The 18,574-nt window shown below is 67.0% G+C and carries 17 protein-coding genes and 1 tRNA gene; 10 read left to right on the forward strand and 8 right to left on the reverse strand.

What is annotated here, in order from left to right:
- Positions 1–33 precede the first annotated feature (33 nt).
- The 3 genes from ABZS43_RS10840 (at position 34) to ABZS43_RS10850 (ending at position 4,138) form a co-directional block, all read left to right on the forward strand.
- Complete coding sequence (locus tag ABZS43_RS10840; RefSeq protein ID WP_355035632.1) at positions 34–1,701, forward strand: ABC transporter family substrate-binding protein; 1,668 nt, start codon at positions 34–36, stop codon at positions 1,699–1,701.
- Between the two features lie 104 nt (positions 1,702–1,805).
- On the forward strand, positions 1,806–3,476 hold the full coding sequence (locus tag ABZS43_RS10845; RefSeq protein WP_355035633.1) for an ABC transporter family substrate-binding protein: 1,671 nt from the start codon (positions 1,806–1,808) through the stop codon (positions 3,474–3,476).
- Positions 3,473–4,138, forward strand: a complete 666-nt coding sequence (locus ABZS43_RS10850; RefSeq protein WP_355035634.1) for a hypothetical protein — start codon at positions 3,473–3,475, stop codon at positions 4,136–4,138. Before ABZS43_RS10845 ends, ABZS43_RS10850 begins: the two co-directional genes overlap by 4 nt.
- A 3-nt stretch (positions 4,139–4,141) precedes the next feature.
- Here ABZS43_RS10850 and ABZS43_RS10855 read toward each other — a convergent pair whose 3' ends face one another.
- The gene (locus ABZS43_RS10855) at positions 4,142–4,666 is read right to left on the reverse strand and encodes an NUDIX domain-containing protein (RefSeq protein ID WP_355035635.1); all 525 of its coding nucleotides are present in this window, start codon (positions 4,664–4,666) and stop codon (positions 4,142–4,144) included.
- Positions 4,667–4,776: 110 nt separating this feature from the next.
- Here ABZS43_RS10855 and ABZS43_RS10860 point away from each other — a divergent pair, with 110 nt between their 5' ends.
- The 4 genes from ABZS43_RS10860 (at position 4,777) to ABZS43_RS10875 (ending at position 9,779) form a co-directional block, all read left to right on the forward strand.
- On the forward strand, positions 4,777–5,499 hold the full coding sequence (locus tag ABZS43_RS10860) for a GntR family transcriptional regulator (RefSeq protein ID WP_355035636.1): 723 nt from the start codon (positions 4,777–4,779) through the stop codon (positions 5,497–5,499).
- A 43-nt stretch (positions 5,500–5,542) separates the two neighbouring features.
- Entirely contained in the window at positions 5,543–6,277 is a 735-nt protein-coding gene (locus ABZS43_RS10865; RefSeq protein ID WP_355035637.1) for a sterol desaturase family protein, read from the forward strand.
- Between the two features lie 221 nt (positions 6,278–6,498).
- Positions 6,499–7,452, forward strand: a complete 954-nt coding sequence (locus tag ABZS43_RS10870; protein WP_355035638.1) for a hypothetical protein — start codon at positions 6,499–6,501, stop codon at positions 7,450–7,452.
- Positions 7,453–7,502: 50 nt separating this feature from the next.
- Complete coding sequence (locus tag ABZS43_RS10875; protein WP_355035639.1) at positions 7,503–9,779, forward strand: heavy metal translocating P-type ATPase; 2,277 nt, start codon at positions 7,503–7,505, stop codon at positions 9,777–9,779.
- A 45-nt stretch (positions 9,780–9,824) separates the two neighbouring features.
- On the opposite strand, the gene ABZS43_RS10880 is transcribed toward ABZS43_RS10875, so the two are convergent.
- The 4 genes from ABZS43_RS10880 to ABZS43_RS10895 all read right to left on the reverse strand — a co-directional run bounded on the left by ABZS43_RS10880 (position 9,825) and on the right by ABZS43_RS10895 (position 12,310).
- Positions 9,825–10,808 (reverse strand): NADPH:quinone oxidoreductase family protein, encoded by a 984-nt coding sequence (locus tag ABZS43_RS10880; protein ID WP_355035640.1) that lies wholly within the window; start codon positions 10,806–10,808, stop codon positions 9,825–9,827.
- Between the two features lie 228 nt (positions 10,809–11,036).
- Positions 11,037–11,648: a TetR/AcrR family transcriptional regulator gene (locus tag ABZS43_RS10885; protein ID WP_355035641.1), complete on the reverse strand. Its 612-nt coding sequence runs from the start codon at positions 11,646–11,648 to the stop codon at positions 11,037–11,039.
- A gap of 211 nt (positions 11,649–11,859) precedes the next feature.
- Positions 11,860–12,039, reverse strand: coding sequence for a hypothetical protein (locus ABZS43_RS10890; protein ID WP_355035642.1), 180 nt, complete (start codon positions 12,037–12,039; stop codon positions 11,860–11,862).
- Positions 12,040–12,237: 198 nt separating this feature from the next.
- Positions 12,238–12,310 (reverse strand) — tRNA-Gly (locus ABZS43_RS10895).
- A gap of 224 nt (positions 12,311–12,534) precedes the next feature.
- Here ABZS43_RS10895 and ABZS43_RS10900 point away from each other — a divergent pair.
- Entirely contained in the window at positions 12,535–12,789 is a 255-nt protein-coding gene (locus ABZS43_RS10900; RefSeq protein WP_355035643.1) for a helix-turn-helix domain-containing protein, read from the forward strand.
- Positions 12,790–12,791: 2 nt separating this feature from the next.
- Here ABZS43_RS10900 and ABZS43_RS10905 read toward each other — a convergent pair whose 3' ends face one another.
- Complete coding sequence (locus ABZS43_RS10905) at positions 12,792–13,547, reverse strand: lysophospholipid acyltransferase family protein (protein ID WP_355035644.1); 756 nt, start codon at positions 13,545–13,547, stop codon at positions 12,792–12,794.
- A 96-nt stretch (positions 13,548–13,643) separates the two neighbouring features.
- On the opposite strand from ABZS43_RS10905, the gene ABZS43_RS10910 reads away from it, so the two are divergent.
- Positions 13,644–14,558, forward strand: a complete 915-nt coding sequence (locus ABZS43_RS10910) for a hypothetical protein (RefSeq protein ID WP_355035645.1) — start codon at positions 13,644–13,646, stop codon at positions 14,556–14,558.
- An 82-nt stretch (positions 14,559–14,640) separates the two neighbouring features.
- Positions 14,641–16,179, forward strand: coding sequence for a Rieske 2Fe-2S domain-containing protein (locus ABZS43_RS10915; RefSeq protein ID WP_355035646.1), 1,539 nt, complete (start codon positions 14,641–14,643; stop codon positions 16,177–16,179).
- 22 nt (positions 16,180–16,201) lie between these two features.
- On the opposite strand, the gene ABZS43_RS10920 is transcribed toward ABZS43_RS10915, so the two are convergent.
- Together ABZS43_RS10920 and ABZS43_RS10925 are read right to left on the reverse strand one after the other, a co-directional pair.
- Positions 16,202–17,188, reverse strand: a complete 987-nt coding sequence (locus ABZS43_RS10920) for a DMT family transporter (protein ID WP_355035647.1) — start codon at positions 17,186–17,188, stop codon at positions 16,202–16,204.
- Between the two features lie 28 nt (positions 17,189–17,216).
- A complete protein-coding gene (locus ABZS43_RS10925; RefSeq protein ID WP_355035746.1) occupies positions 17,217–18,497 on the reverse strand; it encodes an MFS transporter in 1,281 nt (426 codons plus the stop codon).
- Positions 18,498–18,574 lie beyond the last annotated feature (77 nt).

Here is an 18,574-nt window from a genome sequence, read left to right on the forward strand (position 1 = left end):
ACCATGCGAGTCCGTTCGAGGCAGGTCCGATCGATGCGAATGCGTTGTGCCACCACCCTCGTCGTGGTGGCCGGACTGATCGCGTCGGGCTGCGGCTCCGGCGACGATCATTCCGCCGCGGGCCTGTCCGACGCGCTCGGCACGACAAGCGATATCAATCCGAGGAACCGCGACGAGGTGCGCGAGGGCGGTAACCTCCGATTGGCGGTGACCGCCTACCCGGCCAATTGGAACACCCTGTCCAATGACGGCAACGAGGGCGAGATCGCCGATATCGAGCGGCCCATGATGCCGCGCGCCTTCGAAGTCGACGCCGCGGGCGCGCTCAGGGTCGACACGAACTACTTCACCGATATCGCGCTGACCGGAACGAATCCGCAGCAGGTCACCTACACCATCAATCCGAAAGCCGTCTGGTCCGACGGTAATCCGATCACCTGGGAGGACATCGCGTCCCAGGCGAACGCGCTCAGCGGTAGGGATAAAGCCTTCCTGATCGCGATCACCAACGGTTTCGAATTCGTGGAGAAGGTGGAACGCGGCGCCGACGACCGGCAGGCGGTGCTCACCTTCACCCAGCCCTATGCCGAATGGCGCGGCCAGCTCGCCGGAAATGCCGCGCTGTTCCCGAAATCGGTGACGGCGACGCCGGATTCGTTCAACAAGAGTCTCGCCGACGCGATGGGACCGACGGCGGGTCCGTTCCAGATCCTGTCGACCGATCGCGGCCAGGGCCGCATCGTGCTGGGCCGCAACCCGAATTGGTGGGGCGAGCGGCCCAAACTCGACACCATCACCTTCAGCGTGCTCGACCACTCTGCCTGGATCGGCGCGCTGCAGAACAATGAATTGGATCTGGCACAGTTGAGTTCGGTCGATGAGGTGAAAACGGCGAGGAACACCGCGGGTATCGAGGTGCGCCGCGCGCCGGGAAACCGCTGGCGTCACATCACATTCAACGGTGCGCCCGGTTCGATCCTGGCCGATCAGCAGGTACGCGTGGCGATCGCCAAGGCCATCGACCGCCAGGGCATCGCGACCGCCATCCAGAACGGGCTGGTCGAGAATCCGAAGCCGCTCAACAACCACGTCTACCTGCAGGGCCAGGCCGGTTACCGGGATAACAGCCTGGGTTTCGATCCCGACGCCGCCGCACGTGAACTCGACGCGCTCGGCTGGAAACTCGACGGCGACGTCCGCGCGAAGGACGGCCGTAAATTGACCATCCGCGACGTCATGTACAACGATCCGCTCTGGGTGCAGGTCGCGCAGATCATCCAGCAGAATCTCGCCAGGATCGGCGTCGGTCTCACCATCGACACCCGACCGGGCGCGGGATATTTCACCGATGTCATCCAGCCGGGCGATTTCGACGCCGCGCAATTCATCTTCCAGGGTGACGCGTTCCCGCTCAGCAGCATCCGGCAGATCTACTACTACGATCCCAACGACCTCCAGGGCAATTACGGCCGGATCGGGTCGCAGGAACTCAACGCCCTCATCGACCGCACCCTGGCCGAACTCGATCCGGACAAGGCGATCGAACTGGCCAACGAAGTCGATCGCAAAGTCTTCGAGGAGGGGCATTCGCTGCCGCTGACACAGTCCGAGGGCAGTTTCGGCGTCAGGACGAACCTGGCCAATATCGGCTCTCCCGGTCTGGCGACCTACGACTACACCGCGATCGGATTCCTACCGTGACCTCGACGCGGTCCGCCATCCTACGACTCGGGTCGTGCAGTGAGTTTTCGTGCAGTGAGTCTCGCCCGAGGTGGCGGACGGTTCGACCATAAGGAAGGAACACCGTGAGGATTCGATCGCTCGGATTGCGCATCACCATTCCCGCCGTCGCCGTCGGACTGCTCGTCGCCGGATGTTCCGGCGACAATGGGGTCACGCCGGGGACGAGCACGATAGGCAGCACCAACGACATCAATCAGAGGGAACCCGGTGAGCTGCGCGACGGCGGCAATCTGCGCCTGTCGATGAGTTCTTTCCCGGCGAATTTCAACACCCTGCAGGTCGACGGTAATACCGAGGACAACTCTCACATCACCGGCGCGACCATGCCGAGCACCTTCGTCAGCGACGCCGCGGGACAGCTCACGGTGAACCGGGACTATTTCACCGGTATCGAACTGACCGGCACCAACCCGCAGCAGATCACCTACACCATCGATCCCAAAGCCGTGTGGTCCGACGGATCTCCGATCACCTGGGAGGATCTGCGGACCCAGGCGGCGGCGCTGAGCGGCAAGAACCCCGCGTTCCTCGTCGCGTCCGACAGTGGCTACGACCGGATCGCGGGCGTCGAACGCGGCGTCGACGAGCGGCAGGCCGTCGTCACCCTCGAGCAGCCCTACGCCGAGTGGCAGGGATTGTTCAGCCCGCTCTATCCGAAGTCGATCAACGCGTCGCCGGAGGCGTTCAACACCGCGGCCCGCGATGGGCTGACACTCAGCTCGGGCCCCTTCGTGATCACCGGCATCGATCGCGGACAGAACCGGGTCGTCCTCGGCCGCAACCCCCGATGGTGGGGGCGAACACCGAGACTGGACACCATCACCCTCAGCGTGCTCGACAGCGGCGCGTGGCTGCCCGCCATCCAGAACAATGAACTCGACTCCGCCTACATGTCGGGCATCGAGAACGTCTCGGCCGCGCGCAACGCCCAGGGTGTGGTGCTGCGCCGGACCCCGGAACCCAGCTGGTCGCATTTCACCCTCAACGGTGCGCCGGGGGCGCTGCTGGAGGATCCGCAGTTGCGGATCGCCATCTCCAAGGCGATCGACCGCCAGGCCATCGTGACGACGGCGCAGAACGGCGTCGTCGACAATCCCACACCGCTGAACAATCACATCTTCATGGCGGGTCAGAAGGGCTACCAGGACAATTCGGCCCCGATCGCGTACAACCCCGACGAGGCCGCTCGGATGCTGGACGAACTCGGCTGGAAACTCAACGGCGATGTGCGCGAGAAGAACGGCCGCAGGCTGGAACTGCGCGATGTGATGTACCAGCAGGACGGCTGGGTCCAGATGGCGCAGATCGCGCAGCAGAACCTGGCGCGGGTCGGCGTGAAGCTGAATATCCAGACGGTGCCCGGCACCGGGCTCTTCACCGACGTGATCGATCCGGGGAATTTCGATATCGCCCAATTCAGCTGGAGCGGAGGCGTATTGCCGCTCGGTGCGCTCGACCAGATCTACGCCTACGATCCGAACAACTTGAAGGGCAACAAGGCGAGGATCGGTTCGCCGGAATTGAACGCGCTGATCGATAAGACGACCTCCGAACTGGATCCGGCGAAAGCGATCGAGCTGGCGAATCAGGCAGACCAGATGATCTGGGCGGAGGGCTATTCCATTCCGCTCTACCAGGCTTCCGGCACCTATGCCGTGCGCGCGGACCTGGCGAACTGGGGCGCGTTCGGCCTCGCCTCCCCCGATTACACCGAAGTCGGCTTCCTGAAGTGAGATTCGGGCCGGGCCACCCGTTGGCCTATCCGATCGCGGTGACGATCGGCGCTCTCGCGATCGTCACCGCGGCGAGTCCGTTCGGCGATACCGATCAGCGCGCGGCGCTGGTAACGGTCGGGGTGGTGATACTCGGGTACACCGTTATCCGGCTCGCCACCGCCTACGGGGCGGTGCCGTGCGGACTCGGTCCAGCGGGCACGGTCGACATCGCCAGGATCCGCCAACAGCACCGCCTGGTCAGCCGCTCCTGGCTGGAGATCACCGCGCCGGAGCCCATCGGCGCCCGGTGGCTGCCGATCTATTTCGACCGCGCGCTGCTCACGCTGACCGAGACCGCCGCCGAGAACACCGGTCGTGGCCTGCGCGCCGCGGACCTGCGGCTGTATCCGTCCGGCCGGGCCAGGACCGCCGAACCACCCGGTCGCCTGATCGACAATCCGTCACGCCCCGACCCGGAGGCCAAGGCACTGGCAATCGCCGCGACCCGCCCGGCCAGACGTCTGCTGCTCGATGCCCAGTCCGCCGTCGCGGCGCCCTTCGCGGGCCTGCTGTGGATCTATATCGACGGCGGCGGGATCGTCACGTTCCTGCTCGCCACGAGTGTCGCCGCCGCGACCGCCGTCTGGCTGTCGGCGATTCGCGGTTCCGATCCCAGTTAGCCGTCAGGACAGCAGGCCGAGCGCCTCCGCGTTGTCGAGAGTGCGGCGCACATGCCATACCAGCGGAACGTGGGTGGCCTCGCTGAAGGACATCCACTCGAATTCGCAGTACTCCGGCGTGGTCAGGCTGACATCGCGATCGATCGTGTTCTCGAAGCAACCGAAGGTCACCACGTGGATATCGACGGTGTGGTCATCGCCGGTGTGGGTTTCGACCGGCTGGATATCGCCGATCTGGATGTCGCCGATCTGGATAGCGGCCGCCTGAACCACGAATTCGCCGTCCTCGGTCTCCGCGTTGACGAAATGTGTCAACTCGTCGGCGATGAGTACGTCGAGGCCGGTTTCCTCGCTGACCTCGCGTCTGGCGGCCTGCGCCGGTGTCTCGCCCGGCGCGACCGAACCGCCGGGAATACCCCACAAATCGCCGAGATCACCTCCCCGATTGCGATGTAGCAGTAGCACTCTTCCGGTCCGGATCGGCAGCGCGTGCGCTATCCATCGCTGCTCGCCGTGATATCGCGTCATGACCTCTCCCTCCTCCCTTCTTCGAGTCTGCCACGGTGGCCGGGGCCGCGAAGGGCGGAAATTGGTATGACCACTTGACCAGCCGACCAATACGGGCGCAGAGTTGGCCTATGGCATTGCAACCAGTGGTCAAACGGTCGGTGTCGGCGGATGTCTTCGAACAGATCGCCGCCGACGTGCTCAGCGGCGAACTCGAACCGGGTTCGACACTGCCGAGCGAGCGGCAGTTGGCCGAGGCGCTCGGAGTCTCGCGCCCCGCCGTGCGCGAGGCGCTACAACGACTGGCGGCGGCCGGACTCGTCGCGGTGCGCCAGGGCGACGCGACGACGGTGCTCGACTATCGGCGCGGTGCCGGTCTGGAGGTGTTGCCCCGGTTGCTCATTCGGGCGGGCACGCTGGAACCGGCGGTCGCGCGCAGCATTCTGGAGGCGCGTCTGCACAACGGGCCCAAGGTCGCCGAACTGGCCGCCGCACGCATCGGCGACGCCGACGCCACCGTGTTGCGCGCCGAATTCGATCGCCTCATCGACGCCATCGCCACCGAATCCGATCCGGTGAACAGGCAGCGCTACGCACTGGAATTCTGGGATCACGTCATCGATACCGCGGATTCGATCGTCTTCCGGTTGATGTTCAACATGCTCGGCGCCGCATACGAACCCGCGCTCATCGCGCTGGCCCCGATCATGTCCGCCGAGGTGGGCAATACCGCGGGCTATCGCGAACTCGCCGACGCCGTCCTGGCCGGTCGGCCCGAACAGGCCGCCGACCACGCGAAGGCACTGCTGGAGCCGGCGACCACAGCCCTGCTCGCCGCCTTGAGCGGGCACTGATCGCTCTCAGAACCACCGATCGCTCTCAGAACAAGGATTCGCCATGACACACTCGGAGATCTCGACATCCGCGACTTCGACACCCGCGACTTCGACACCCGCGACATCGACACCCGCGACATCGACACCGGCCCGGGCGATCCGGCGTGGGCTGAGCCTCGGCGACGCCTTCCGGGAATTCCTGCGGCATCCCTCGCCGTGGATGATCGGAACCGTTCTGGTCGGGGCAGTGATCGCCCGAATCCTGCTCGGTGACTGGCAGTGGAGCGATGCCGCGCTGCCCGCGGTGGTGCTGGCCGTATTCCCCGCCTTCGAATGGGTCGTGCACGTGACGGTGCTGCACTGGCGACCGAAAAGGCTCGGCCCGATCTCGATCGACAGCGAGTTGGCCCGCAAACATCGTGAGCACCATGTCGATCCGCGCGATATCCCGTTGATCTTCATTCCGACCCGCTCACTGGCGGTCGTGATCGCGGCGCTGCTCGCCATCGCCGTATTCGCCTTCCCCCGTGCGGGTCTCGGGTTGACGTTCGTGCTCACCGTAACTGTGCTCGGCCTGTGCTACGAGTGGATCCATTACCTCATCCACACCGACTACAAGCCGAAATCCGCGCTCTACCGGGCGGTGTGGAAGAACCACAGGCACCACCACTACAAGAACGAGCATTTCTGGTTCACCGTCACCAGTTCCGGCACCGCCGACCGGCTGTTCGGAACCTACCCGGACCCGGCGACCACGCCCACCTCGCCGACCGCACGCAACCTGCACTCGGCCTGAGTCCGAACCGACACCCGGCGCTTCGCGCAGTTCGGCGCGATAGGCGATCACCCGACGCCTGTGCAGGTCGGCGACCCGGTGCGGGAGTGAGCGAGCCGACAATCGGGTTGACAACCTACCCTAGGGGGGTATGGTAACCATCAGGGATTGGGCGGCCAGCGCGGACATTCGACGCGCGGACCAGCTCGAACCACGATGAACCCACCCGGAACGGACCCCCTATGAACACGCCGACCAAGTTCGCCGGCTTCGCCATCGGTCTCGCCGCGGTCTTCGGGATCGCGTTCGTGACCGGCGCGACGATCGGCCCGGAACCCGCCGGACCCGTCGCACACGATTCGAACGACCACACCGAGGACCAGGTCGGCACTACCGCGGAGATGCCGGGTGGACTCATGGCGACCGAGAACGGTTACACCCTTCGATTGGAGACTCCGGTCGCCGCTGCGGGATCGAACGTCCCACTGCGTTTTCGCATCCTCGACGCCGAGGGCGTCGCCGTCACCCGCTATGTGCGCGGCCACGACAAGGATCTGCACCTGATCGTGGTGCGCAGGGATATGGCCGGATACCAACACGTGCATCCGGTACTGGACGGCAACGGCGACTGGAACGTCACACTCGATCTCACCCGCGCCGGCGACTACCGGGTATTCGCCGACTTCATCCCGGACGGCGGCCCGAATACGACACTCGGCTCGGATCTGCGCGTCTCGGGAAATTATCTCGCGCAGCCGTTGCCCGCACCCGCGGCCACCGCGACGGTCGGTGGCTACACCGTCACCATGGACGGCGCGATCGTCCCCGGCCTGCCTTCTAAAGTCACCCTCTCGGTGGCGCGCGACGGTCGTGCGGTCACGGATCTACAGCCCTACCTCGGCGCTTACGGCCACCTGGTCGCACTGCGCGCCGCCGACCTGGCCTACCTGCACGTCCATCCCGAAGGGCAGCCCGGCGACGGTGTGACCCCCGCCGGACCCGGCATCACCTTCGCCATGACCGCACCCAGCGCGGGCGACTACCGCCTTTTCCTCGATTTCCAGCACGACGGCGTGGTCCGCACCGCCGAATTCACGGTGCGCGTCGCACCGCGGGCCGCCACCGACGGGCAGGCCCCGACCGCCGAACCGCACGGGGGCCACGGCGCGACCCCGGCCCCCTCTCATCCCCACTGACCTCACTACCGGCGACAATGCACCCGTTGCCGCACAGAACGGAGCACACGATGATCGCCGCGACGCAACCAACCGCCGCAGGGCGGGTCGAATTGGTGATCGGCGGCATGACCTGCGCGTCGTGCGCTGCCCGCATCGAGAAGAAGCTGAACAAACTCGACGGTGTGAGCGCCAGCGTGAACTACGCGACCGAGAAGGCCCGCGTCCACGTCACCGGTGAGGTCTCCGCCGAACAGCTGATCGCCACCGTCGAGCAGGCCGGTTACACCGCGACGCTGCCCGCGCCGAAGTCCGAGGAGCCGGCCGAAACGCCCGGCGACGCGGACGATCCCACCGCGGCGTTGCGTACCAGACTGCTGACCTCGATCGCGCTCACCGTGCCGGTTATCGCCATGGCGATGCTTCCGGCATTGCAGTTCACCAACTGGCAGTGGCTGTCGCTGACACTGGCCGCGCCGGTCGTGGTGTGGGGCGCGCTGCCGTTCCACCGGGCCGCGTGGACCAACCTGCGTCACGGCGCCGCCACCATGGACACGCTGGTGTCGATGGGAGCTCTGGCAGCATTCGGCTGGTCGCTGTACGCGTTGTTCGTGGGCACCGCGGGCACGCCCGGCATGAAGCACCCGTTCGAATTCACCATCGCGCGGATGGACGGCACCGGAAGCATCTATCTGGAGGCCGCGGCGGGCGTCACCACCTTCATCCTGGCCGGGCGGTTTTTCGAGGCGCGTTCCAAGCGCCGGGCAGGCGCCGCGCTGCGGGCACTGCTCGAACTGGGGGCCAAGGAGGTCTCCGTACTGCGGCGCGCGGGCGACGGGCCGAACAGCGCTGTCGAACAGCGTATTCCGGTCGAGCAGTTGGTCGTCGGCGACGAATTCGTGGTGCGCCCCGGTGAGAAGATCGCGACCGACGGCACGGTGGTCGAGGGATCGTCGGCGATCGACGCGTCCATGCTGACCGGCGAATCGGTGCCGGTCGAGGTCGCTCCTGACGACGCCGTGGTCGGGGCCACGGTCAATGTCGGCGGCCGGATCGTGGTGCGCGCCACGCGCATCGGTTCCGACACCCAACTCGCGCAGATGGCGCGCCTGGTCGAGGAGGCGCAGACCGGTAAGGCGCACGCGCAGCGGCTGGCGGACCGGATCTCCGGGATCTTCGTCCCCGTCGTGATCGCGCTGTCGGTCGCGACACTCGGATTCTGGCTCGGCACCGGTGGTTCGGTGGCGGCGGCGTTCACCGCCGCGGTGGCCGTGCTGATCATCGCGTGCCCGTGCGCTCTCGGACTTGCCACGCCGACCGCGCTGATGGTCGGCACCGGGCGCGGCGCACAGCTCGGAATTCTGATCAAGGGCCCCGAAGTGCTGGAATCGACCCGGCGGGTGGATACCGTCGTTCTCGACAAGACGGGCACCGTCACCACCGGCCGGATGACCCTGCTCGATGTCGTCGCGGCCGAGGGCGAGGACGCCGCCGAGGTGCTCGCCCTGGCCGGTGCGCTGGAGGATTTCTCCGAACACCCGATCGCGCGAGCCATCGCCAAAGGCGCGCGCGAGAAGGCTGGCACCCTGAGCGCGGTCGAGGATTTCGGCAATATCGAGGGTCTCGGGGTGCGGGGCCTGGTGGACGGGCACGCGGTGCTCGTCGGCAGGCCCCGGCTGCTCGCCGACTGGTCGCTACGGCTGGACTCCGAACTGGAGCGGACGCTGCGCGCGGCGCAGGCCGAGGGGAAGACGGCCGTCGCGGTCGGCTGGGACGGCAGGGCGCGGGGCGTGCTCGTCGTCGCGGACGCGGTGAAATCCACCTCGGCCGAGGCGATCGCGCAACTGAAGGCGCTCGGCCTCACCCCGATCATGCTGACCGGCGACAATGCCGCCGCGGCCCGCGCCATCGCGGATCAGGTCGGCATCGACGAGGTGATCGCCGAGGTGCTGCCGCAGGACAAACTGGATGTGATCACCCGGCTCCAGGGCGAAGGCAAGGTCGTCGCCATGGTCGGTGACGGCGTCAACGACGCGGCGGCCCTGGCCGGGGCGGACCTGGGACTGGCGATAGGCACCGGCACCGATGTCGCCATCGAAGCCGGTGACCTGACCCTGGTGCGCGGCGATCTGCGCGCCGCCGCGGACGCGATCCGCCTGTCGCGCCGCACCCTCGCCACCATCAAGGGCAATCTGTTCTGGGCCTTCGCCTACAACGTGGCCGCCATCCCGCTGGCCATGGCCGGGCTGCTGAACCCCATGCTCGCGGGTGCGGCGATGGCGTTCTCCTCGGTGTTCGTGGTCAGTAACAGCCTGCGGCTGCGCGGCTTCCAGTCGACCGCTGACTGACGACGCGGCAAACCAGGACCGCGGTTCGGCCGACGCGACCTCGAATCAGGGCTGGAAGACGACCCGCCCGACCGTGCGGCCCTCGGCGAGGCGCGTCAAACCTTCCGGGACATCGTCGAGGGAGAGCCTGGCGCCGATCAACGGCGCGAGCGCACCCGATTCGGCCAGCGCGGTCAGCTCCAGATGGCAATCCCACACGGCGGCCGGATCGAGTTGCTTGTACAGACCCCAGTGCAGGCCGACGATCGAATAGTTCTTCACCAGGGCGTGATTCAGCGCGGGCGCGGGAATACGGCCCGCGGCGAATCCGACGACGACGATTCTGCCCTCGAAGGCGACGCATTTGGTGGACCGGTCGTAGCTCTCCCCGCCGACCGGGTCGTAGATGACGTCCGCGCCGCGTCCACCGGTGGCGGCGCGCACCACCTCGACGAAATCCTCACGACTGCGGTCGATCACGATATCGGCGCCGAGTTCGCGTGCGACGGCGACCTTGTCCGGCCCGCCGACCACCGCGATCACCCGCGCGCCCGCCGCCTTCCCTAGTTGCACCGCGGCGCTGCCGACCCCGCCCGCCGCGGCGTGCACAAGCAGGGTTTCGTCACGGCGCAGCCCCGCCCTGCGGTGCAGTCCGAACCATCCCGTCTGGTAGGCGATGTGGAATGCCGCGGCCGCGGCGTCATCGAGGATCGGCGGCGCCGGTTGCGCGTCGGCGCAGTCCATGACCGCCGTTTCCGCGAAGCCGCCGTGGGGCAGGGCGGCGGTGCCGATGACCCGATCGCCGACCGCGAATCCGGTGACGCCGGGTCCGACCGCGAGGATTTCGCCGCACAATTCCACACCCGGCGTGAACGGCAGCTCCGGTCGAATCTGGTAGTGACCACGGCACATCAGCACATCGGGGAAATTGGCCGCCGCCGCGAGCACCCGGACCAGAAGCCTGCCCGGTTCCGGCAGCGGATCCGGCAGATCGGCGAGTTCGAGGACATCGCCGGGTTCTCCCAGGCGCGTGATCTGCCAGGCTTTCACATCAGTCTCCGTTCGACGAGGTCCAGGACGGTCGTTCCAGCGCCGCGCTTATGCCAGGCCGGCCGACTTCCTTCGACCTGACTAAGCGCTTGCTTAGACGCTTAGAGCGTGGCGCAAACCCGATCGACCGTCAAGAGGCGGGCTCGGGCATGCTGGCATCGCGACGGCCGTATCGGACCCGACAGGTCTCCAGCCTCGGTCTCCAGCCTCGCCGAGGCGAGAACATGGTTACGGCGTGCGCAGTCCTACGATCCGCAATGCCAGCGAGCGGTAGTACGCCCCGATCCGCTCCGGCGTCCACTCACCGTCGTCGCGATACCACCGGGAGACGTCGACGCCGAGTGAAAGCAATGCCATCGTCGTCATGGCGATATCCGAGGCGTCGAAAACCCCCTCCGCGACACCGCGCTCGACGACCGCGCGGACCTCGGCCTCGATCGAGCGCCGAATTCCGGCGATTTCGGCCAGATGTTCCTGGCTCAGCGCCGACAGTTCGTAATTGACGATGCGCGCCGTCGCGTGGTGGCGGGCATGGTGCTCGGCGAACCGATCCGCGATCGCCGCCAATTGCGCCGCGGGATCCTCCGATTCGGCGACAGCGGCACGGACCAGCCGCAATGTCTGCTCGTGACCGTCGCGGGAGATGATGTAGAGCAGATCCTCTTTCGACGGGTGGTGCACGTACAGCGCGGCCGGGCTCATATGCGCCGCCGTCGCGATATCGCGAGTGGTCGTCGCATGAAACCCTTTGCGCGCGAAGAACTCCACCGCCGCCGCGACCAACCGCGCACGCGCGTCGCCGGGATCCGTGTCGGCGCGGCCTCTTGTCGCTCCCGGCATGGTCCCTCCTTTCACGCACTACGAGTCGTCGACGGAATCCGTGCATCAGAACTCCCGATCGAACACTCTAATGAGGAGGTGTTCGCCATCGCCTCGGCGAAGGGGTCACAGCGGATTCGCCTGGAGGCGAGGGCCGGAGCGCCGTGTGGGGGTCGGCGCGAGCGCGCGATAGCCCTCGGGTCGGGCGGTCCCGACACTCGGCCGGGCGCGTCTACCGGGCGGCGCGGCGGAATTCGGTGGTGGCCGCGCCGGGGCCTTCGCTGGCGATGATGCGCAGGCACGCGTCGTGTTCGGACTCACCGGGGCGACGTTCGTTACGTAGGCGTAGGACGGCCTTGGGCAGGTCGATGCCCAGCACGTTCGACAGCCGCATCGCGTCGACCTTGGCCACGGAAAACCCTCCTACGTCTCGAGAACGGCGAATTCGAGACCGATTCGCTGACGAGGTACCCCGCTGACGGGTTGCTGAACCCTCGAATTCGGTCCGGTCCCGCACAGTAGTCGGGTATCCGGAGTTTCCGGGGCGCGTCAGGCGGATTCCGTGCGAATGAGGAATTTCATCGGCCCGGCGCCATGACGCTATCGAGAGAGCGGATGACGAGATTCGAACTCGCGACCCTCACCTTGGCAAGGTGATGCGCTACCAGCTGCGCTACATCCGCGTGCACTCGACCCGAATCCGGACCGGATCCGCGTCATCGTGCGAACCCGAACTTTAGTCGACCATCCACGAAATCGTAAATCCGCTGGTAGGCGGCCTTTACTGGCGCTGGCGGCCATTTGCTCGCGCGCGGCCGATTCCGCGATATCGGCCACCTCGATCGGGCGACCGAGCACGGCGGCCAACGCGGCAGCCTGATCGGGGCCGCTGAGCAGTCCGGGGCCGGTGAGTGTGTACACACGTCCGGTGCGCGTCTCGCCCAAACATTTCGCGCGCATCGGGCGGGTCCGCCACGTCATCGCGCAGGTGTCGGATATGCCGCTGGCGCGGATCGCCGCCGACAGCGGGTACTACGACCAATCCCATATGTCGGCCGACTTCAAGGCGCTGATGGGGGTGCCGCCGGCCGGATTCATCCGAGGAAATCTCCCCGCGCCCACGTCGTGCCGAGATGTTTCGAGGCCCGTAGGTCCGGGCTGAACCTAACCCCGGTCCTTGCGGGCGGCTTTCGCTGCGGCCCGTTCGGCGGCTTCGGCGGCGTCCATGGCGTCGGCTTCCTCCAAGGTGGGCGCGCTACCGCCGAGCCTGGCCGGCACCCAGTACGCGCCCGGCTCGTGCACGTAATCCTTCTGCAGGCCGGCCAGCAATTCCTGCATGGTGGCGCGCAGCTGCGCGGTGAGCTCGGCGGCGGGTTCGTAGGGCTGGATCGGCGCGCCGACCGCGATGGAGATGGGAGTGTTGGTGCGGCCGAGGCGTTTCGGGAACCCCTTGGTCCACACCCGCTGCGCGCCCCAGATGACGATCGGGATGATCGGCACTCCGGCCTCGATGGCCATGCGGGCCGCGCCGGACTTGAACGCCTTGATCTCGAAACTGCGGCTGATGGTCGCCTCCGGGTACACCCCGACCAGTTCACCGCGGCGCAGGTAGTCCACGGCGGCCTTGTAGGAGTCGGCGCCCGCCCCACGATCCACCGGAATGTGTTTGAGAGTCCGCATGATGGGGCCGGAAACGGGGTTGTCGAACACCTCCTTCTTGGCCATGAAGCGGATATAGCGCTTGGGGGTGCGGACCGGGATCCCGGCGTAGGTGAAGTCCATGTAGCCGGTGTGATTGACCGCGAGCACGGCACCACCGGACGCGGGGATATGTTCATCGCCCTGGACGGTGAACTTCAGGCCCTCGGCGAAGAAGACGGTACGGGCGAGCCCGATGATCGTGCGGTAGACGGGTTCCACAATTCCGCTAGCGTAGTCGCAGACCGTCCCCTCCGGCACAGGCGCCGCCGCACACCGGAGAAGGACCCCGACACTCAACGAAAGAGGATCGTCGAAGTGGAACGCGCCCGACCGCTGTCGCGTGAGCACGACCGAACAGCGCGAAGTGGACCAGGCGGGTTATCCGCGCTCGCGCGCATCGCGCTGATCGGCGGCGTCGCCGTGAGCGCCGTCGTGCTGGGCGGGTGTGATTCGGTCTCCGGCATCCCCGGCGACGATCCGGCTCCGGTGCGCGCCGAGGCGATCAGCACCCCGCCCGCCGCGATCCCGACGACGCCGACCACCACCGCCCTACCGCCGCCGCCCGAGGACGCACCGCCGGTCGGCGCGGTACCCGGTCTGCCCGACGCCGCCACCGCCGTGCGCCGCTGGGCCGCCGATCTGCGCACCGATACGAGCACCGAACTCCAGGCCAAATGCTGGAATATGGCTCCGGCCAATGTCACCGAGATGTACCAGAGCAAACAGGCGATTCTGACCGCACTGGCCCAGCCCGGCACCGTGAGCGCGGACACCATCACCTGGAAGAGCCGCGCCACCACGGTCACCGTCGAACGCGATCTGATCCACACCGGATACGCGTGCCCTCGGGTATTCCCCGCCGGTACCGAAATCGGCTACAACGACGCCGATGCCAGACATACGGTGCGCCGATACCTCGCGCGTTTCGTGGGCGAACCGCTCGACGCGGCCGATAAAGAGGGCGACTACCCGTTGGTCTGCAAGGCGTCTCCGGCGACGTGGGATCCCAAGGACACCGGAGCGCCGACCCCGGCGCCGCTGGCGAACAACCCGGGTAGGCTCACCGGCATCACCGAATTCGACGGTCAGGAAATCAGCTCGGACCAACTCGGCGCGGACTACATCACCGTCGATGTGCCGATCACGGATTCGACCGGCACCACCAAGACCCGTACGTTCACCTTGGCCGAAGGGCCGGAGGGTTACTGCATCGGCGATGTCTCGCCGTAGCGGCTACCCGGAGGCGGCAGCCCGCGTATTCGCGCGGGCCACTACCCTTGATGGCTGGTAACGGTCAGGAGGAAAACAGCTCGTGCAGATCACCAGCGTCGGACACGCAGGCTTCCACATCCGCACCGCGGCCGGGTCGATCCTTTGCGATCCCTGGGTCAATCCCGCGTACTTCGCCTCGTGGTTCCCGTTTCCGGACAACACCCAGCTCGACTGGGACGAGCTGGGCAACTGCGATTTCCTCTACGTCTCGCATCTACACCGCGATCACTTCGACGCGAAGAATCTGGCCGAGCACGTCAACAAGGACGCGACGGTACTGCTGCCGGACTTTCCCGTGCCCGATCTGCGGCGCGAATTGGAGAAGCTCGGCTTCCACACATTCTTCGAGACCGAGGATTCGGTCAAGCACACCGTCAGCGGGCCGGGCGGCGACGTCGACATCATGATCATCTCGTTGCGCGCGCCCGCCGACGGACCGATCGGCGATTCCGGGATCGTCATCTCCGACGGCGAGACCACCTGTTTCAACATGAACGACGCGCGTCCGGTGGATATGGACGTCCTGCGCGACACGTTCGGCCATATCGATGTCCATCTGCTGCAGTACTCCGGCGCCATCTGGTATCCGATGGTCTACGACATTCCCGCCCGCACGAAATCCAATTTCGGTAAGCAGAAGCGCCAGCGCGGTATGGACCGGGCGCGCAGCTATATCGAGCAGGTCGGTGCGACGTGGGTGGTGCCGTCGGCCGGTCCCCCGGTCTTCCTCGATGACGAATTGCGCCACCTCAACGACGACAGGGGCGACGAGGGAAATATCTTCCCCGACCAGATGGTGTTCCTGGAGCAGATGCGGATCCACGGCAACGAGGGCGGAATCCTGATGATTCCCGGTTCGGTCGCCGATGTGCGCGGCGCGGAACTCGAACTCCGCCATCCATTCGAACCCGGCCTGATCTACGACAACAAGGCCGAGTACATCGAGAAGATGGCGCAGCGGCTCGCGCCGGTACTCGAGGCGGAGAAGGCGTCGTGGGCCACCGGCGACGGCCCGTTGCTCGAACCGCTGAAAGCCCTTTTCGAGCCGATCATGGCGCAGTCCGACGTGATCTGCGACGGGATCGGCTACTCGGTCGGCCTTGTCATCGGCGACGAGACCGTCGTCCTGGACTTCCCCAAACGTGTGGTGCGCACACCGATCGAGGGGGAAGGCAAGTACCGCTACGGTTTCCGGATCGCGCCGGAATTGGTGCGCACCGTCCTGCGCGACAACGAGCCCGACTGGGTGAACACCGTCTTTCTCTCCACCCGCTTCCAGGCGTGGCGGGTCGGCGGATACAACGAATTCCTCTACACATTCTTCAAATGCCTCACCGACGAGCGGATCGCCTACGCCGACGGCTGGTTCGCCGAGGCGCACGACGATTCCACCTCGACCGAATTGGCGGGCTGGGAAATTCAGCGCCGCTGCCCGCACCTGAAGGCGGATCTCTCCAAATTCGGTGTGGTCGAGGGCAATACGCTCACCTGCAATCTGCACGGCTGGCAGTGGGATCTGGAATCGGGTCGCTGCAAAACCTCCAAGGGCCACGAACTGCGCTCGCGCAAACTCGTCTGAGGGGCTTGCCGAGAACGGGAGATCACGGGTGGCGCGCCGAGCGCGCACGGGCGGAGGTCCGCTCCCCGCGATAACCCGCGATCACCACCGCGACGAGGGTGAGGGCGCAGCCGAGCGCGGTCGTCGCGGATATGCCCGCAGTGGTCGGCGTGAGCAGGTCGAGAACGAGCGCCGCGGCGAGTTGTCCCGCGACCGAGGTGAGGCCGAGCAGCAGCACGCCGATCCACCGGACGACGAGGGCGGCCAACGCGATGAAGGCGACGCCGATCAGACCGCCGAGGTAGAGCCACGGTTCGGTCGGGAGATCGACGCCGCGATCGGAGGTGGCCAGCAGGGCGGATTCCAGGGCGACGAGGGCGACCATGCCGACGCCGAAATTCGTCAAGGTGGCCGAGAACGGCCCACCGACCTCGCCCACCCGGCCGTTGACCGCCTGCTGCCATGCCAGGCCGACACCCGCGAGCGCGGGCAGCGCGATCAGCAATCCGGCGGGAATCGCGTGCAGGGAATGCGGCAGGGCGAGCGCTCCCGCACCGCCGCCGGAGCGCCCGGCTCCCGCGAGCAGCACCGCACCGATCGCGAGAGCGGCAGCGCTCAGGCGTGGCACGGTGATGAGAGTCCGTCCGCTCGGCCCGATTCCGAGGCGATCCACCACCAGACTGCTCAGCAGTTGTCCCGCGACAGCGGCGACGGTGAAGGCGGTGACGCCGATGGCGGCGACGGTGAGTCCCTGACAGGCGACGAATAACGCGCCGCAGAGCCCGCCGAGCAACTGCCACGGCCGCAAAGTCCCCTCGGCGAGGGCGCGCCGAACCCGGCCCATCCCCGCACGCAGTCGCCCGCTCACCGCGAAGGCGAGGACGAGGACGAGGAGTCCGGTCCCGAAACTGATGGTGGCGGCGGCGATTCCGTCGTGCAGGCGGGCGCCGAGCGCGCCGTTGATCCGCCCCTGCACCGCGACGCCCGCACCGATACAGAAGCCGCAGACCAGGCCCCACGTCGTCCGCATAACCACCACCGCACGGTACCGGCCGTGCTTATCGCCGCCCCCCGCGACGCGGGAGCCAGGCCGGGGTGACCAGCGCGATGACGAGCATGACGACACCGAGCAAGGCGACAGTGGTCGCCAGCGACAACCACAGTGTCGCCACCGCGACGAAACCGAAAACGCCGAGCGCCACCACCTCCGAGAGCAGACCGGAGACAGAGGTGACCGTCGCGCGGGCCGGACCTTGGATCGCGTCCTGCAACCGCGCCTCGGCGACTACCTCGGCATTGAAGACGATCCCGTAGGCGAGACCGATCGCCGCGAAACCCGCTCCCGTCAACGGATAGACGGCCGACGGATGGCGCGCGGCGAGGCCAGCGGCCAGCGCACCACCGATGAAGAGCACACCGCCGATCGCCAGGGCTGCCGCCATAGTGAGCCCCGACATCCCCTCCGTGCGCCCGGCGAGCAGCGAACCGGTGAGCGATCCCGCCACGGTGACGCCGACGAGCAACGGCACGACCTCCGTCGACGCGCCCGCCGTCTGCGCCAACAGGGCGAAATATTCGTCGTAGGCCGTCACGCCGTAGATCAGCGCACCGAGCAGTACACCATTGCGAACCTGACGTACCCGCAGCGATTCACTGATTCCGGCGCGCAGCATGGCCGAGTACCGCGCGAAGATATGCGGTGCGCATCCGCCGACTCCCGGACCGCCGACCACGGTGACATCACCGGGCAGCGACGGAATGGGTGCCGGGGCCTCGTCGTCGAGGTCGTCGACGACGGCGGCCGAAACCGCCTTGGGCACGCTGGGCAGGGTCAGCGCGATCAGGCAGTGCAGCCCGGACACCGCCACGCTCGCCCAGCCGACGAGCGGATAGCCGCCCCAGGCATACAGCGGGGTGGCGGCGAAGATGGCGACCACCACCGCCGTTTCCTGAGCGGCCCTGGCGTAACCCATGATTCGCGGATAGGTCGATGACGCGTCCGCCGCGGTCAACTCGTCGTAGACCAGCGCCTCGAAGGTGCCCGACTCCAGCGCACCCGCGATACCCCACACCACGAAACCGATCGCGAATCCGAGGAACGACGGCGCGAGGGTCCACACCGTGAAACCGGTGCACATCAACAGGGCGCTGAGTATCAGCATGCCCCGACGCGACGCCGTATCGGCCCACGCGCCCGATGGCACCTCGAGAACGAACGCCGTCAGCGACCACATCGCCAGCAGCAGCGAGATCTGCGCGGTATTCAGCCCATGGTCGGCGAACAGCAGCGCGTACAGCGCGTAGAGCGGAATGAGATCACGCGAACCCCTGAACAGGATCGCGCGGACAGTGAGGCCGCGAACACCGTGGCTTCGGCCCCGGAGCAGGGCCGTCAAGGCACCGGCGGATCAACAGC

This window comes from Nocardia sp. NPDC005366 (genome assembly GCF_040606855.1).
Lineage (GTDB): Bacteria > Actinomycetota > Actinomycetes > Mycobacteriales > Mycobacteriaceae > Nocardia.

Coding starts and splice junctions, on each gene's coding strand:
- ABZS43_RS10865 (WP_355035637.1), top strand. CDS start 5,543: ATGACACACTCGGAGATCTCGACATCCGCGACTTCGACACCCGCGACT.
- ABZS43_RS10920 (WP_355035647.1), bottom strand. CDS start 17,188: ATGCGGACGACGTGGGGCCTGGTCTGCGGCTTCTGTATCGGTGCGGGC.
- ABZS43_RS10870 (WP_355035638.1), top strand. CDS start 6,499: ATGAACACGCCGACCAAGTTCGCCGGCTTCGCCATCGGTCTCGCCGCG.
- ABZS43_RS10875 (WP_355035639.1), top strand. CDS start 7,503: ATGATCGCCGCGACGCAACCAACCGCCGCAGGGCGGGTCGAATTGGTG.
- ABZS43_RS10840 (WP_355035632.1), top strand. CDS start 34: ATGCGAATGCGTTGTGCCACCACCCTCGTCGTGGTGGCCGGACTGATC.
- ABZS43_RS10855 (WP_355035635.1), bottom strand. CDS start 4,666: ATGACGCGATATCACGGCGAGCAGCGATGGATAGCGCACGCGCTGCCG.
- ABZS43_RS10860 (WP_355035636.1), top strand. CDS start 4,777: ATGGCATTGCAACCAGTGGTCAAACGGTCGGTGTCGGCGGATGTCTTC.
- ABZS43_RS10885 (WP_355035641.1), bottom strand. CDS start 11,648: ATGCCGGGAGCGACAAGAGGCCGCGCCGACACGGATCCCGGCGACGCG.